This is a genomic window from Pseudomonas sp. TH07 (assembly GCF_016651285.1).
GTDB lineage: Bacteria > Pseudomonadota > Gammaproteobacteria > Pseudomonadales > Pseudomonadaceae > Aquipseudomonas.
Genome location: NZ_JAEKED010000001.1, coordinates 236,426 through 251,878, shown reverse-complemented (window position 1 = coordinate 251,878; position 15,453 = coordinate 236,426). Strand labels below are relative to the sequence as shown.

The window sequence follows — 15,453 nt, the reverse complement described above, 5'->3', positions numbered from 1 at the left end:
TGATGCCGCAGATCATTTTTCTGCCACATGCCGTGCTGTGCCCGGAAGGTCTGGTTGTAGAGGTTGCGCCCGGTACCTCGATTCTCGAAGTGGCCCACGATAACCATATCGAGATCGAAAGCGCCTGCGGCGGTGTCTGTGCCTGCACCACCTGCCACTGCGTGATTCGTGAAGGGTTCGATTCGCTGAATGAAGCGGACGAGCTGGAAGAAGACATGCTGGACAAGGCCTGGGGGCTTGAGCCTCAGTCGCGCCTGTCCTGCCAGGCGATCGTCGGTGAAGAAGACCTGACCGTCGAAATCCCGAAATACTCGCTCAACCATGCCGCCGAAGCGCCGCACTGATTCAAGGAATAGTCATGAGTCTGAAGTGGGTTGATGTGCTGGAAATCGCGATTCAACTGGCCGAATCCCGGCCGGAAGTGGATCCGCGCTATGTAAACTTTGTCGATCTGCACAAGTGGGTTCTGGCACTGCCGGAGTTCAGCGACGATCCGGCTCGCGGTGGCGAGAAAGTTCTTGAAGCAATTCAGGCTGCCTGGATTGAAGAAGCGGACTGAATCCGCGCTGTACGCAGTTAGGCAATCCCTATAAACCCGCGTATAATTCGCGGGTTTAATTTTTCGCAAATTACCGTTTCTGGAGTTACACCATGGCTGTTCAACGTACTTTCTCCATCATCAAGCCTGACGCTGTTGCAAAAAACGTCATCGGCAAGATCGTTTCCCGTTTCGAAGAAGCCGGCCTGCGCGTTGTAGCTTCGAAAATGAAGCAACTGTCCAAAGCTGAAGCCGAAGGCTTCTACGCTGAGCACAGCGCTCGTGGTTTCTTCGGCGAGCTGGTTGCCTTCATGACTTCCGGTCCGGTTGTTGTTCAGGTTCTGGAAGGCGAAAACGCTATCGCTCTGAACCGTGAGCTGATGGGCGCTACCAACCCTAAAGAAGCTGCTGCCGGCACCATCCGTGCTGACTTCGCCGAGTCCATCGACGCCAACGCCGTTCACGGTTCGGACTCCGAAGCCGCTGCTGCTCGCGAAATCGCTTACTTTTTCGCTGCTACTGAAGTAACCACTCGCTAAGCATTGGCTTAAGAGTGAAGGTGAATCCATGACTACATCGACTGTAAAAACCAACCTGTTGGGTCTGACTCAACAGGAAATGGAAAAATTCTTCGACTCAATCGGGGAGAAGCGTTTCCGTGCCGGTCAGGTAATGAAATGGATTCACCACCTTGGCGTCGATGATTTCGACGCCATGACGAACGTCAGCAAAGCCTTGCGCGACAAGCTCAAGGTGATTGCTGAGGTTCGCGGTCCTGAAGTCGTCAGCGAGGACATCTCCAGCGATGGCACCCGTAAATGGGTGGTGCGCGTGGCGTCCGGCAGCTGCGTCGAGACCGTGTACATTCCCCAGGGCAAACGCGGCACTCTTTGCGTTTCGTCCCAGGCAGGCTGTGCCCTGGATTGCAGTTTCTGCTCCACCGGCAAGCAAGGTTTCAACAGCAACCTCACCGCCGCCGAAGTCATCGGTCAGGTGTGGATTGCCAATAAATCGTTCGGCAGCATCCCGGCGACCGCCGACCGTGCCATCACCAACGTGGTGATGATGGGCATGGGCGAGCCGCTGCTGAACTTCGACAACGTCGTCGCGGCCATGCACCTGATGATGGACGACCTGGGTTACGGCATCTCCAAGCGCCGAGTGACCCTGTCGACCTCCGGCGTGGTGCCGATGATCGATGAACTGTCCAAGCACATCGACGTCTCGCTGGCGTTGTCCCTGCACGCTCCCAACGATGCGTTGCGCAACCAGCTGGTGCCGATCAACAAGAAGTACCCGCTGAAGATGCTGCTCGAGTCCTGCCAGCGCTACATGTCGTCCCTGGGCGAAAAGCGCGTGCTGACTATCGAGTACACCTTGCTCAAGGACATCAACGACAAGGTCGAGCATGCGGTTGAAATGATCGAGTTGCTCAAGAACATTCCGTGCAAGATCAACCTGATCCCGTTCAACCCGTTCCCGCACTCCGGTTACGAGCGGCCGAGCAACAATGCCATCCGTCGTTTCCAGGACCAGCTGCATCACGCCGGTTTCAACGTCACCGTGCGCACCACCCGTGGTGAGGATATCGATGCCGCCTGTGGCCAACTGGTCGGGCAGGTGCTGGACCGCACCCGTCGCAGCGAACGCTATATTGCGGTGCGCGAGTTGAGCGCTGATGCCGATATGCCGCAAAGCGCCGCGAATCGTACTTGAGAGAGGCTCTCCATGACCTTTCGCGTTGCGCTGCTGTTGCTGGTTGTCAGCCTCTCGGCTGGCTGCGTTCTGTCGGGTGATTTCAACCCGCTGAACACCAGCAAGGGCCGCGACGAAGCGCGTCAGGCCTATGTGCAACTGGGTTTGGGGTATCTGCAACAGGGCATGACCGAACGTGCCAAGGTGCCGCTGAAGAAAGCCCTGGAGCTGGATGAGTCGGACGCCGATGCCAATGCCGCCCTGGGGCTGGTGTTCCAGGCCGAGATGGAGCCGAAGCTGGCCGACGAGCATTTTCGCAAGGCCTTGGCCTCGCGCCCTGCTGATGCTCGGATCCTCAATAACTACGGCAGCTTTCTCTTCGAAGAAAAACGTTACAAAGAGGCTTATCAGCGCTTTGAACAGGCTGCTGCTGATACCCTGTACCCCGAGCGTTCTCGCGTGTTCGAGAACCTTGGCATAACCGCAAAGAAATTGGGGCAGCGTGAGTTGGCCCAGCAGCAACTGGAAAAAGCCCTGCGTCTGAATCGTCAACAACCGCACGCCTTGCTGGAAATGGCTGAGTTGTCCTTCGAAGACAGGCATTATGTCCCCGCACGCGACTATTACGACCGTTTTAGCCTGCTGAGCGAGCAAAATGCACGTAGTCTATTGCTCGGCGTTCGGCTGGCGGATGTGTTTGAAGATCGCGACAAGGCCGCCAGTTATGGTCTGCAATTAAAACGACTCTATCCCGGTACGCCGGAATATCAGCAATACCTGTCGGAGCAATGATGAAAGCGGCGCATCCCGAAGTTCTAGCAGTGACTCGCGTAAACCCCGGTGAGACCCTGCGTCAGGCCCGCGAAAGCAATGGTTGGTCGCAGGCAGAAGTGGCCCTGAAGCTCAATCTCACCGTGAGCTCGCTGAATAATCTGGAAACCGGTGCTTTCGACAAGCTGCCGGGACATACCTTTTCCCGTGGTTATATCCGTGCCTACGCCAAGTTGCTGGGGATGGAGCAGACCAACCTGGTCCAGCAGTTCGACCTTTACACCGGCTCCGACTCTCAAGGCAGCAGCGTGCATGCCTTGGGTCGTATTGAAGAACCGGTCCGGGTTTCCCATACCATTTTGCGCATCGTCAGCCTGTTGCTGCTGGTGGCTGTGGTCGGCGGTGGCTTTATCTGGTGGCAGGATCAGACCTCGCTGCGCAGCAAGGACCTGACGTCGTTCGGCCAGGAGCACGTCGAAGTCGAAGGCGCCGATGGCACCACACAGATTCACCCGATCGACGAGCCGGAAGACCAGGCCGTGGTCGAAGGTCAGGCTGAAGGGGGGCTACCAACCTCGCCCTGCCACAGGCTCAGACCCCGGCTGAAGCCCCGGCCAGCCCCGCTGCCCCCGCTGCTTCTGCTCCAACCGTTGCAGCGCCGGCCCATACCGCGCCCGCTCCGGTGGTCAGCGCCCCGGCAGCAGCCGCGCCGACTGCGCCGGTAACGCCTGCCCCAACGGTTGCCGCCCCGGCCGTATCGGCACCCGCAGCAGCCCCGGTGGCAGGTTCGGGTCAGGTCCAGATTCAATTCATCGCTGATTGCTGGGCCCAAGTTATTGATGGCAATGGCAAGGTGCTGCTCAGTGGCCTCAAGCGCAAAGGCGAAACCGCCGACGTGACGGGCAAGCCGCCATTTGCCGTACGCCTGGGCTACGCCCGTGGCGCGCAAATCAGCTACAACGGACAAGCGGTCGATGTGGCTCCGTTCACCAGTGGCGAGACCGCTCGCCTGAAGTTAGGTCAATAAGTCATGCACGGCGAATCTCCAATCAAACGTCGCGAGTCCCGCAAAATCTGGGTCGGCTCGGTGCCTGTGGGGGGCGATGCCCCGATCGCGGTGCAGAGCATGACCAACAGCGATACCAATGACGTGGCCGCCACCGTGGCCCAGATCAACCGTCTGGAAGCCGCAGGCGTGGATATCGTGCGGGTATCGGTCCCGGACATGGACGCTGCCGAAGCATTCGGTCGCATCAAGCAGTTGGTCAAGGTACCGCTGGTGGCCGACATTCACTTCGACTACCGGATCGCCCTGCGCGTGGCTGAGCTGGGCGTCGATTGCCTGCGGATCAACCCGGGCAACATCGGTCGTGAAGACCGTGTGCGTGCTGTGGTCGATGCTGCCCGTGACCGCGGGATCCCGATCCGCATCGGCGTCAACGCCGGCTCCCTGGAAAAGGATCTGCAGAAGAAATACGGCGAACCGACCCCGGCAGCCCTGGTTGAGTCGGCCCTGCGTCACGTCGAGCACCTTGAACGCCTGAATTTCCAGGATTTCAAGGTCAGCGTAAAGGCCTCCGATGTGTTCATGGCTGTCGAAGCCTACCGCCTGCTGGCCAAGGAAATCGTCCAGCCGCTGCACTTGGGCATTACCGAAGCCGGTGGTTTGCGCTCAGGCACGGTGAAATCCGCCGTGGGCCTCGGTATGCTGCTGGCCGACGGGATTGGCGATACTATTCGCATCTCGCTGGCGGCTGACCCGGTCGAGGAAGTGAAAGTCGGCTACGACATTCTCAAATCCCTGCATCTGCGTTCCCGTGGTATCAACTTCATCGCCTGCCCGAGCTGCTCGCGGCAGAACTTCGATGTGGTCAAGACCATGAACGAGCTGGAAGGGCGCCTTGAAGACCTGTTGGTGCCGCTGGATGTTGCGGTCATCGGCTGTGTGGTCAACGGTCCAGGTGAAGCCAAGGAGGCCCATATCGGCCTGACTGGCGGTACACCGAACCTGATTTACATCGACGGCAAGCCGTCGCAGAAATTGACGAATGAGAATCTGGTGGATGAGCTGGAAAAGCTGATCCGCCAGAAAGCGGCCGAAAAGGTCGAAGCTGACGCTGCGGTGATCGCGCGCGGCTGATTCAACAGAATTTAAGGATTTTTAGTGAGCAAGTCTCTGCAAGCCATTCGTGGCATGAATGACATCCTGCCCGAGCAGACGCCCCTGTGGCGCTATTTCGAGAGCACTGTGGCGCGCCTGCTGGATAACTACGGTTACAAGCAGATCCGCATGCCGATCGTCGAGTTCACCGATCTGTTCAAGCGCTCCATCGGCGAAGTGACCGACATTGTCGAAAAAGAGATGTACACCTTCGAAGACCGTAACGGCGACTCCCTGACCCTGCGTCCGGAAGGCACCGCCGCGTGCGTGCGCGCGGTCCTCGAACACGGCATTACCGGCGGTGGCCAGGTGCAGAAGCTTTGGTACATCGGCCCGATGTTCCGCCATGAACGCCCGCAGAAAGGCCGTTATCGCCAGTTTCACCAGATCGGTTGCGAAGTGTTCAACCTCGACGGTCCGGACATCGACGCCGAACTGATCGTGCTGACCTGGCGCCTGTGGGGCGAGCTGGGTATTCGTGACGCGGTCAAGCTCGAACTCAACAGCCTGGGAACCGCCGAGGCTCGTGCTCGTTATCGCGACGCGCTGGTGGAGTTCCTCTCGGCCCGCCTCGAGTTGCTGGATGAAGACAGCCAGCGCCGCCTGAAAACCAACCCGCTGCGGGTGCTCGATACCAAGCATCCCGAGACTCAGGCGGTATTGGTGGATGCGCCGAAACTGGCCGACTACCTCGACGAAGAGTCGCGGGTGCATTTCGAAGGCCTCAAGGCGCGCCTGGACGCTGCCGGCATTCCGTATGTGATCAACCCCAAGTTGGTCCGTGGCCTGGATTACTACAGCAAGACGGTTTTCGAATGGGTCACCGACAAGCTCGGCGCCCAGGGCACTGTCTGCGCGGGTGGTCGTTACGACGGCCTGGTGGAACAGATGGGCGGCAAGCCGACCCCGGGCGTAGGTTTTGCCATGGGCATCGAGCGTCTGGTGCTGCTGCTGGAAACCCTGGAGCAGATCCCGGACGAGATTTCCCGTCAGGTCGATGTCTACCTCTGCGCCTTTGGCGAGGCTGCCGAACTGGCCGCCCTGGCCTTGAGCGAGCGGGTTCGCGATCAACTGCCAAACCTGCGCCTGCAGATCAACGCCGGCGCCGGCAGCTTCAAGAGTCAATTCAAGAAGGCCGACAAGAGCGGTGCGCTGTACGCACTGATCCTCGGTGACGACGAACTGGCCCAGCAAGTGGTAGGTTTCAAACCCCTGCGTGGCCAGGGCGAACAACAAAGCATTGCCTGGGATGCGCTCGCTGCACACCTGGCCACCTGCGTCGTGCAGGGTTGAAGCTGTCAAACAGCCGAATTTAGCGATTAAGGAGTATTGGGGTGTCGAGTACCGAAGATGAACAGCTGACGGAATTCAAAGACTGGTGGCAGCGCAACGGCAAACCCCTGGTCACTGGCGGCCTGTTGGCGCTGGTCATCGTGTTCGGCTGGCAGGCCTGGCACAAGTATCAGAGCAACCAGTCGCAAGGCGCCTCGATGCTCTATCAGCAATTGCTTGAAACCACGCTGACCCCTGACGGCAAGCCGGATGCGGCGCGCGTTGCGGACCTGGCCGGCAAGCTCAACAGCGAGTTCGGCGGCACCGCCTACGCGCAATACGGCAGCCTGTTCGTGGCCAAGGTCGCGGTCGATACCGGCAAGCTGGACGATGCTGCCAGCGAGCTCAAGGCGATTGCAGACAAGCCTGTGAACCCGACCCTGGGTGAAGTTGCACGCCAGCGCCTGGCGCAGGTACTGGCCGCACAGAACAAAGCCGATGAAGCACTGAAGCTGCTCGACGGCGATGCTGACAAGTCGTTCCTGGCCACTCGTGAAGAGCTCAAGGGCGACCTGCTGGTCCAACTGGGCCGGATCGACGAAGCCCACGCGGCTTACCAAAAAGCCAAGGCTGCGCTGTCTGATGAAGCGGCGGTCGGTGGCCTACAAATCAAGCTGGACGACCTGGCCAAAGGGGATGCGTGACGTGATTCGTTGGAAACATGCAGCATTGCTGGCTCTGGCCATTTTGGCCGCGGGTTGCAGCAGCAACAGCAAAAAAGAACTGCCACCGGCTGAGCTGGTCGACTTCAAAGAAGAAGTGGTCCTGCAGAAGCAGTGGAGCCGTTCGGTCGGTGACGGCCAGGGCGAAACCTACAACATGCTGGTTCCGGCCATCGACGGCGACACCATCTATGCCGCGGACGTTACCGGCGTGGTGATGTCCCTGGATCGCATGAACGGCGACGTCAAATGGAAGAAAGACCTTGAACTGCCTGTTTCCGGCGCCGTTGGCGTAGGTTACGGCCTGGTCATGATCGGCACTCTGAAGGGCGAAGTGGTTGCCCTGGATGCGTCCAGCGGCGAAGAAAAATGGCGCGCTCGCGTGACCAGTGAAGTCCTCGCCCCACCTGCCAGCAATGGCGATGTGGTGGTGGTGCAAACCCAGGACGACCGTGTGATTGGCCTCGACGCCAGCACCGGCAACCAACTCTGGCTCTATGACAGCACTCCTGCAGTACTGACCCTGCGCGGTACCAGTGCTCCGGTGGTGACCAACCGCCTGGCAGTGGCCGGCCTGTCCACCGGTAAAGTGGTCGCCCTGGATATCCGCAACGGCGTGCCGGTGTGGGAGCAGCGTGTGGCTATTCCTCAGGGCCGTTCCGAGCTGGATCGGGTCGTCGACATCGACGGTGGCTTGCTGCTGTCGGGTGGCACCCTGTATGTCGCCAGCTACCAGGGTCGCGTTGCAGCCCTGGACCTGGAAAGCGGTCGTCCGCTCTGGCAGCGTGATGCTTCCAGCTATGCCGGCGTCGCCCAGGGTTTTGGCAGCGTGTACGTGAGCCTGTCGTCGGGCACCGTTGAAGGTGTTGACGAGCGCTCCACCACTGCCCTGTGGAGCAATGACTCGCTGGCTCGCCGCCAACTGTCGGCTCCGGAAGTGTTCTCCAGCTACGTGGCGGTCGGTGACCTGGAAGGTTACCTGCATCTGCTGAGCCAGGTTGACGGTCGTTTCGTCGGCCGTCAGCGCATCGACAGCGACGGCCTGCGTGCGCGTCCGCTGGTGGTGGGTGACATGATTTATGTGTATGGCAACAGCGGCAAACTGGAAGCCCTGACCATCAAGTAATGGTTTGACTATGCTTGGGGGCAGCAATGTCTCCAGGCGGCCTTGCCTTGGCAAGGCTCGTAGCACTTGAACGTGCTGCCCCGAGCACCAGCCGCTGCCTCGCAGCGGCTTTTGTATTTTCTGAAATAACGCAGTGGAGAGCCGCATGGTTCCCGTAATCGCCCTGGTGGGTCGACCGAACGTCGGCAAGTCCACCTTGTTCAACCGCCTGACTCGGACTCGCGACGCCATCGTCGGCGACTTGTCCGGTCTGACCCGTGATCGCCAATACGGTGAGGCCAAGTGGCAAGGGCGCTCCTACATTCTGGTCGACACCGGTGGTATTTCCGGTGACGAGCATGGCATGGATGAAAAGATGGCCGAGCAGTCGCTGCTGGCCATTGAAGAAGCCGACGTCGTTCTGTTCCTGGTAGACGCCAAAGCCGGTTTCACCGCGGCTGACCAGATGATCGCCGAGCACTTGCGCAAGCGTAACAAGCGCTCCTACGTGGTCGCCAACAAGGTCGACAACATCGACCCGGAAATGGCCCGCGCCGAATTCGCCCCGTTGGGCATGGGCCACGCGATTCCAATCGCCGGTGCTCATGGCCGTGGCATCACCCAGATGCTGGAAATCGCCCTGAGCGATTTCCCGAGAGATGAAGAAGAGCCGGAAGAAGGCGAGGAAGAGATCGTTGCCGAAGGCGAGGAAGCCAAGCGCATTCCTGGCCCGAGCGAAAAGGACGGGATCAAGATCGCCATCATCGGCCGGCCGAACGTCGGCAAGTCGACCCTGGTCAACCGCATGCTCGGTGAAGACCGGGTCATCGTCTACGACCAGCCCGGCACAACCCGCGACAGCATCTACATCCCGTTCGAACGTAACGAGGAAAAGTACACGCTGATCGACACCGCCGGTGTGCGCAAGCGCGGCAAGATCCACGAGGAAGTTGAAAAATTCTCGGTGGTGAAAACCCTGCAAGCGATCAAAGACGCCAACGTGGTGATCTTTGTGATGGACGCCCGCGAAGGCGTGGTGGACCACGACCTCAACCTGCTGGGCTTTGCCCTGGAGGCCGGTCGAGCACTGGTGATCGCGATCAACAAGTGGGACGGCATGACGCCGAGCGAGCGCGATTTTGTGAAGATCGAGCTGCAACGTCGGCTGTTCTTCGTCGAGTTCGCCGATATCCACTTTATCTCGGCGCTGCACGGCACCGGCGTGGGTAACCTCTACGCGTCGGTCCAGAACTCGTTCAAGTCCGCAGTGACCCGCTGGCCGACCAACCGTCTGACCCAGATCCTGGAAGACGCGGTAGGCGAGCATGCACCGCCGATGGTCAACAACCGCCGGATCAAGCTGCGTTACGCCCACTTGGGTGGTGCCAACCCGCCGATTATCGTGATCCACGGTAACCAGATCGAGAAGGTGCCCAAGTCGTATGTGCGTTACCTGGAAAACACCTACCGCCGTGTCCTGAAGCTGGTCGGTACGCCGATCCGTATCGAGTTCAAGGGTGGCGAGAACCCATACGAAGGCAACAAGAACACGCTGACTGACCGTCAGGTGAACAAGAAGCGTCGTTTGATGACTCACCACAAGAAAGCCGACAAGAAACGCCGCGATAAGAAGTAAGCAGCGGCGAGTGACACGCTGCCAGTTTCAAAGCGTGCCGCTTAAAACTTGAAGCGCGCAGCTGCTGTCAAAAAGGGTCCTATATGGACCCTTTTTTAATGGCCGGCGTTTGGGCTATCCTCGGCCTCTCCCGCGCCGCCGTAGAGCCGGGTGTTCAGCAGGGAATCCCCATGATCACCAGTAAGTTGCCGAACGTCGGCACCACCATCTTCACCCAAATGTCCCAGCTCGCTGCCGAAACCGGCGCACTCAACCTGTCTCAGGGTTTTCCGGATTTCGACGGGCCGCAGGCATTGCGCGACGCCGTTGGCCGGCATATCGCCAGCGGTCATAACCAATACGCGCCCATGACCGGGCTGCCGGCGCTACGCCAGCAAGTGGCGGCCAAGATCGCCCGCAGCTATGGCGTGCAGGTTGATCCCGACACTGAAGTGACCATCACGCCTGGCGCGACCCAGGCGATCTTCTGCGCCATTCAGGCGGTGATCCAGCGCGGTGACGAGGTAATCGTCTTCGACCCGTGCTACGACAGCTACGAACCTTCGGTCGAGCTGGCCGGTGGCCGTTGCGTGCATGTGCAACTGGGCGTGAAGGACTTTGCCATCGATTGGCAGAAGCTCGGTGAAGCGCTGAGCCCTCGCACCCGCATGATCATTCTCAACAGCCCGCACAACCCCAGCGGCGCGCTGATCTCACGGGCCGAGCTGGATAAGTTGGCGACCCTGATTCGCGATCGCGACATTTACCTGGTCAGTGATGAGGTATACGAGCACCTGGTGTTCGACGGTGTACCCCATGTCAGCGTGCTGGCCCATGAGGAGTTGTATCAGCGGGCGTTCGTGGTCAGCTCGTTCGGCAAGACTTACCACGTCACCGGCTGGAAAACCGGTTATGTGGTGGCTCCCCCGGCGCTGAGCGCCGAGCTGCGCAAGGTGCATCAATATGTCAGCTTCTGCGGCGTGACCCCTTTGCAGTACGCTTTGGCCGACTACATGGCCGAGCACCCGGAACATGTCGAAGAGCTGCCAGCGTTCTACCAGGCCAAGCGTGATCTGTTCTGCGATCTGCTGGCCCCTTCGCGGTTCAGTTTTACTCGGGTGGCCGGTACTTATTTCCAATTGGTGGACTATTCACAGATTCGTCCGGACCTGAGTGATGTCGAGATGGCGATCTGGATGACCCGTGAACACGGCGTGGCGACCATTCCGGTGTCGGTGTTCTACCAGAGCCCGCCGCAGGAACAGCGTCTGGTACGCCTGTGTTTTGCCAAGCGCGAGGAGACGCTGCGTCAAGCGGCAGAGAAGCTATGCGTGATTTGAGTGCGTTACCCAATCTGAATGTGGCACTGATCCAGACCACCCTGGCCTGGCATGATCGCCAGGCCAACTTCGAGCACTTCGAGCGGTTACTTGAACAGGCCCGCGGCGCGGACCTGATTATCCTGCCCGAGATGTTCACCACCGGATTTTCCATGGAGTCCGAAACCCTGGCCGAGGCGGAGAATGGCCCCACCAGTAAATGGTTGCGCGCCCAGGCCGCGAAACTCGATGCGGTGATCACCGGTAGCGTGATTGTCCAGGCTGCCGACGGCAGCCATCGCAACCGCCTGCTGTGGGCGCGGCCCGATGGTGAGGTCTGGCACTACGACAAGCGCCACCTGTTTCGCATGGCCGGCGAGCACAACCACTACACCCCTGGCGAGCGTCAGGTGCAGTTCGAGCTCAAGGGGTGGCGAGTGCGTCCACTGATTTGCTACGACCTGCGCTTCCCGGTGTGGAGCCGCGATGCCCACGACACCGACCTGCTGCTGTACACCGCCAATTGGCCGGGTGCGCGGCGCCAGCACTGGAATCGCCTGTTGCCGGCGCGGGCCATTGAAAACCTGTGCTATGTGGCTGCTGTGAACCGTGTGGGCACCGACGGTAAAGGCTTTGCCTATACCGGTGACAGCCAGGTGCTGGACTTCCAGGGCGAGACGCTGCTCAGCGCCGGCGACGCCGATGGCGTATTCCAGGTATGCCTGGATGCGGCAGAGCTGGCGGCCTATCGCGCCCGGTTCCCGGCCAACCTGGACGCCGATACCTTTGTGTTCACCTGAGAGCAACGGCCGCTTTTTGCATGGGCGGCCTATCAAGATTCGGCGCTGAAGGTCGATAGCAGGTTCAACCAGGGAGATTCAATTCATGACCAGTATCGGTGTCACAGCGGTTAACCCTTTCCCGGTCTCAGCGCCCAAGGTCCTGATCAACGGTGCTGATCCGAGCACCGCCAACAGTACTGTACTTGCGCCGGTCGAGGACGAGGCGGATGAGGGCAGCAAAGAGCTGCGTGTCGACTCTGCCGGCGCCAGTATCGATTCGGTGAAGGGCGGTGGTGACCCGGTCGAAGAGCTGAAAAAGCAGATCGAGCAAACGCAGAAGATGTTGGCGCAGCAGCAACAGGAACTGGCCAGCGCGCAACGCAGTCAGGCCACTGAACAGCAGAAAGCCCAGCGCGTGATGACCATCCAGGCGCAGATCGCAGTCACCAGCAGCACCCTGCAAACCTTGCAGGCGGCACTGTTGCAGGCCATGTTCAGCGTTGATGTGCATGCTTGAGGGCGAGCCCTCGCTGTGAGTCATCAAGCCCAATAAAAAGGCCCCGAGGCGTTCACCTCGGGGCCTTTTGCGTTGCGGCCGGGGTTTATGCGGCTTTGGCTTCCTGCTGGCTCAGGGAGCGGTTCAGGGCGCTGAACAGAGCCTTGAAGCTGGCAGTGGTGATGTTTTCATCGATACCCACGCCATGCACCGCACGTTCACCGTCGACCCGCAGCTCGATGTAGGCTGCTGCCTTGGCGTTGGTGCCCGCGCCGATGGCATGTTCGTTGTAGTCCATGATCTCCACCGGGATTGGCAAGCCGGCCACCAGTGCCTCCAGGGCACCGTTGCCTTTGCCGCGCCAGTGCAGGTTGGTCTCGCCCTGGCCCTTGCTCGACACTTCGACTTCAACGGCGCTGTGGCCGTTCTCTTCCTGCAGGCGATGGCTGACCAGCGCATACGGGGTGTTGGCTTGCAGATACTCGCTGTGGAGCAGGGCGTGGATCTGCTGCGCGGTCATCTCCAGGCCGAGGCGGTCGGTTTCACGCTGTACCACCTGGCTGAACTCGATCTGCATGCGGCGTGGCAAGTTGATGCCGTATTCCTGCTCCAGCAGGTAAGCGATACCGCCCTTGCCCGACTGGCTGTTGACGCGAATCACCGCCTCATAGCTGCGGCCGATATCGGCCGGGTCGATCGGCAAGTACGGCACTTCCCACAGGGCGTCCGACTTCTGCTGGGCGAAGCCTTTGCGGATGGCATCCTGGTGCGAACCGGAGAACGCGGTATGCACCAGGTCGCCGACGTATGGATGACGTGGATGTACCGGAATCTGGTTGCACTCTTCCACCACCTTGCGCACGCCGTCGATGTCCGAGAAGTCCAACTCAGGGTCGACGCCCTGGGTGTAGAGGTTCAGGGCCACGGTCACCAGGTCGACGTTGCCGGTGCGTTCGCCGTTGCCGAACAGGCAGCCTTCAACACGGTCGGCCCCGGCCATCAGGCCCAATTCGGTGGCAGCTACGCCAGTGCCACGGTCGTTGTGGGTGTGCAGGCTGATCAGCACGCTGTCACGACGGTTGATATGGCGGCCGAACCATTCGATCTGGTCGGCATAGATGTTCGGGGTCGCGCATTCGACGGTGGCCGGCAGGTTGAGGATCACCTTGTGGGTCGGCGTCGGGTTCCAGACTTCAATCACCGCATCGCAGACTTCCTTGGCGAATTCCAGTTCGGTGGCGCTGAAGGTTTCTGGCGAGTACTCGAACTGCCATTGGGTTTCGGGCTGCAAGGCTGCGTACTTGACGAACAGCTTGGCGGCGTTGACCGCAATGGCCTTGATCCCGTCCTTGTCCTGGTTGAAGACGATGCGGCGGAAAGAAGGGGAGGTCGCGTTGTACAGGTGAACGATGGCTTTCTTCGCCCCACGCAAGGACTCGAAGGTGCGTTCGATCAAGTCTTCACGGCCTTGGGTCAGCACCTGGATGGTGGTGTCGTCCGGGATGTGGCCGTCTTCGATCAGAGTGCGCACGAAATCGAAGTCAGTCTGGGAGGCGGCTGGGAACGAGGCTTCGATTTCTTTCACGCCCACGGCGACCAGGGTTTTCCAGAAGCGCAGCTTCTTGACTGCATCCATCGGCTCGATCAGCGACTGGTTGCCATCACGCAAGTCGGAGCTGCACCAGATCGGCGCGCTGGTGATGGTCTTCGACGGCCAGGTGCGATCCGGCAAGTTGATGGTCGGGAACGCGCGGTACTTCGAGGACGGGTCTTTGAGCATGCTCATGGGGAAATCCTTATTGTCCGGGCCGAAAAGAGGCGGCCTGCCGGTGGGTCAATGGTTTTTGAAGCAGGGGGGACGAGGCACCGCGATTCAGCCTGGCAGTCGTGCGCTGACGAGGCAGAGGCTTCGATGTTGACGACGCTGGATGAGGGTGTGAGAGGTTTTCATGAGGCCAACCCTAACCACTGGGGTGAAAGATGGCAAGCGACCGCAAAAAATTGAGAGGAATACTCGAAACTCGAAAGATAGCGAGATTTTGTTTCGGTATTGTCCATTATTAATGGTTTTAATTGCGTGAGTGTTTCCCGTGGCGCAATTTATGCGGGCCAGCCTGCCAGCGATTCAACTGGGCAAGCCGGCCCCGGGGCGATCAGGGTTGGAAGGCGCCGATAAAGATCGCCGGGTCGACCCGGGCATCGTTCAGGCTGACGTTCCAGTGCATGTGCGGTCCGGTCGCGCGACCTGTCGAACCGACCTTGCCCACCACGCCGCCACGGGCCAGTTGCTGGCCGACCTTCACGTCGATTTTCGACATGTGGCAAAACATACTGATAAAACCCTGGCCGTGGTCGACGAACACCGTATTGCCGTTGAAGAAGTAGTTGCCGATCAGAATCACCTTGCCGCCCGCCGGCGTCTTGATCGGCGTCCCCGCAGGAACCGCAAAGTCCAACCCGGCGTGAGGATTGCGCTCTTCGCCATTGAAGAAGCGGCGGACCCCGAACTTGCTCGACAGCGGGCCGTTGACCGGTTTGTCCAGCAGCAGGTTGCTCGGGGTGTTTGGACTGAAGGTGCGGTAGGCGCGGATCTGCTCGGCCAGTTCACCGTCGATGCGCTTGAGGTCGGCCGGATTGGGGTTGACCTGGCGCTGGTTCTTCAGAGTGATGTGTTGTTCCGGGTATTTCTTGCTGCCGACCACGAAGCTCAGGTTGCGCCCGCCCGCGGTGATCTGCTGGGTGCCTGGTTTGACGGTCAGGGGCACGCCGACAATGGCCAGCCAGTTGTCCTGTTCCTTGACCACCAGCACCGGTTTGCCTCCGTAGGTGGCTTTGGGCGCCTGGGCGGCACTGCCCAGGTCGACCACGGCCACACCGCCAGGCACCGGCTTGTTCAGCAGGCGGGTGATGTAACTGTCGGCATGGGCGTTGAGGGTCAGGCACAGCAGTAGCGCGAAGCTCAGAAAGCGCGGCATGG

General features: G+C 60.1%; 15 protein-coding genes and 1 pseudogene. 14 read left to right on the top strand and 2 right to left on the bottom strand.

Annotation, left to right across the window (positions count from 1 at the left end):
• Positions 1-2: 2 nt before the first annotated feature.
• The 14 genes and pseudogenes from fdx to JFU57_RS01110 all read left to right on the top strand — a co-directional run bounded on the left by fdx (position 3) and on the right by JFU57_RS01110 (position 12,497).
• Positions 3-344: an ISC system 2Fe-2S type ferredoxin gene (gene fdx / locus JFU57_RS01175; protein ID WP_020298472.1), complete on the top strand. Its 342-nt coding sequence runs from the start codon at positions 3-5 to the stop codon at positions 342-344.
• Positions 345-358: 14 nt separating this feature from the next.
• Complete coding sequence (gene iscX, locus JFU57_RS01170; protein WP_020298473.1) at positions 359-559, top strand: Fe-S cluster assembly protein IscX; 201 nt, start codon at positions 359-361, stop codon at positions 557-559.
• Between the two features lie 92 nt (positions 560-651).
• Complete coding sequence (gene ndk, locus JFU57_RS01165; RefSeq protein WP_020298474.1) at positions 652-1,077, top strand: nucleoside-diphosphate kinase; 426 nt, start codon at positions 652-654, stop codon at positions 1,075-1,077.
• Positions 1,078-1,105: 28 nt separating this feature from the next.
• Positions 1,106-2,254, top strand: coding sequence for a 23S rRNA (adenine(2503)-C(2))-methyltransferase RlmN (gene rlmN / locus JFU57_RS01160; RefSeq protein WP_020298475.1), 1,149 nt, complete (start codon positions 1,106-1,108; stop codon positions 2,252-2,254).
• A gap of 12 nt (positions 2,255-2,266) precedes the next feature.
• Positions 2,267-3,025 (top strand): type IV pilus biogenesis/stability protein PilW, encoded by a 759-nt coding sequence (gene pilW, locus JFU57_RS01155; RefSeq protein ID WP_201127739.1) that lies wholly within the window; start codon positions 2,267-2,269, stop codon positions 3,023-3,025.
• A pseudogene (locus tag JFU57_RS01150) lies at positions 3,025-4,031 on the top strand (helix-turn-helix domain-containing protein). The gene pilW and the pseudogene JFU57_RS01150 overlap by 1 nt, the downstream one beginning before the upstream one ends.
• Before the next feature lie 3 nt (positions 4,032-4,034).
• Positions 4,035-5,144, top strand: coding sequence for a flavodoxin-dependent (E)-4-hydroxy-3-methylbut-2-enyl-diphosphate synthase (gene ispG, locus JFU57_RS01145; RefSeq protein ID WP_020298478.1), 1,110 nt, complete (start codon positions 4,035-4,037; stop codon positions 5,142-5,144).
• 24 nt (positions 5,145-5,168) lie between these two features.
• Positions 5,169-6,458, top strand: a complete 1,290-nt coding sequence (gene hisS, locus JFU57_RS01140) for a histidine--tRNA ligase (RefSeq protein ID WP_201127737.1) — start codon at positions 5,169-5,171, stop codon at positions 6,456-6,458.
• 41 nt (positions 6,459-6,499) lie between these two features.
• On the top strand, positions 6,500-7,141 hold the full coding sequence (locus JFU57_RS01135) for a tetratricopeptide repeat protein (RefSeq protein WP_020298480.1): 642 nt from the start codon (positions 6,500-6,502) through the stop codon (positions 7,139-7,141).
• Positions 7,134-8,285 (top strand): outer membrane protein assembly factor BamB, encoded by a 1,152-nt coding sequence (bamB, locus tag JFU57_RS01130; protein ID WP_078472022.1) that lies wholly within the window; start codon positions 7,134-7,136, stop codon positions 8,283-8,285. Before JFU57_RS01135 ends, bamB begins: the two co-directional genes overlap by 8 nt.
• A gap of 145 nt (positions 8,286-8,430) precedes the next feature.
• Positions 8,431-9,900, top strand: a complete 1,470-nt coding sequence (gene der / locus JFU57_RS01125) for a ribosome biogenesis GTPase Der (RefSeq protein ID WP_020298482.1) — start codon at positions 8,431-8,433, stop codon at positions 9,898-9,900.
• A gap of 170 nt (positions 9,901-10,070) precedes the next feature.
• A complete protein-coding gene (locus JFU57_RS01120) occupies positions 10,071-11,219 on the top strand; it encodes a pyridoxal phosphate-dependent aminotransferase (RefSeq protein WP_078472021.1) in 1,149 nt (382 codons plus the stop codon).
• Positions 11,207-11,998, top strand: coding sequence for an amidohydrolase (locus JFU57_RS01115; protein ID WP_201127734.1), 792 nt, complete (start codon positions 11,207-11,209; stop codon positions 11,996-11,998). The genes JFU57_RS01120 and JFU57_RS01115 overlap by 13 nt, the downstream gene beginning before the upstream one ends.
• An 85-nt stretch (positions 11,999-12,083) precedes the next feature.
• A complete protein-coding gene (locus tag JFU57_RS01110) occupies positions 12,084-12,497 on the top strand; it encodes a hypothetical protein (protein WP_201127732.1) in 414 nt (137 codons plus the stop codon).
• An 85-nt stretch (positions 12,498-12,582) separates the two neighbouring features.
• On the opposite strand, the gene leuA is transcribed toward JFU57_RS01110, so the two are convergent.
• Together leuA and JFU57_RS01100 are read right to left on the bottom strand one after the other, a co-directional pair.
• Positions 12,583-14,262: a 2-isopropylmalate synthase gene (gene leuA / locus JFU57_RS01105; RefSeq protein ID WP_201127730.1), complete on the bottom strand. Its 1,680-nt coding sequence runs from the start codon at positions 14,260-14,262 to the stop codon at positions 12,583-12,585.
• A gap of 367 nt (positions 14,263-14,629) precedes the next feature.
• On the bottom strand, positions 14,630-15,451 hold the full coding sequence (locus JFU57_RS01100) for a peptidoglycan DD-metalloendopeptidase family protein (protein ID WP_201127729.1): 822 nt from the start codon (positions 15,449-15,451) through the stop codon (positions 14,630-14,632).
• Between the last annotated feature and the right edge of the window lie 2 nt (positions 15,452-15,453).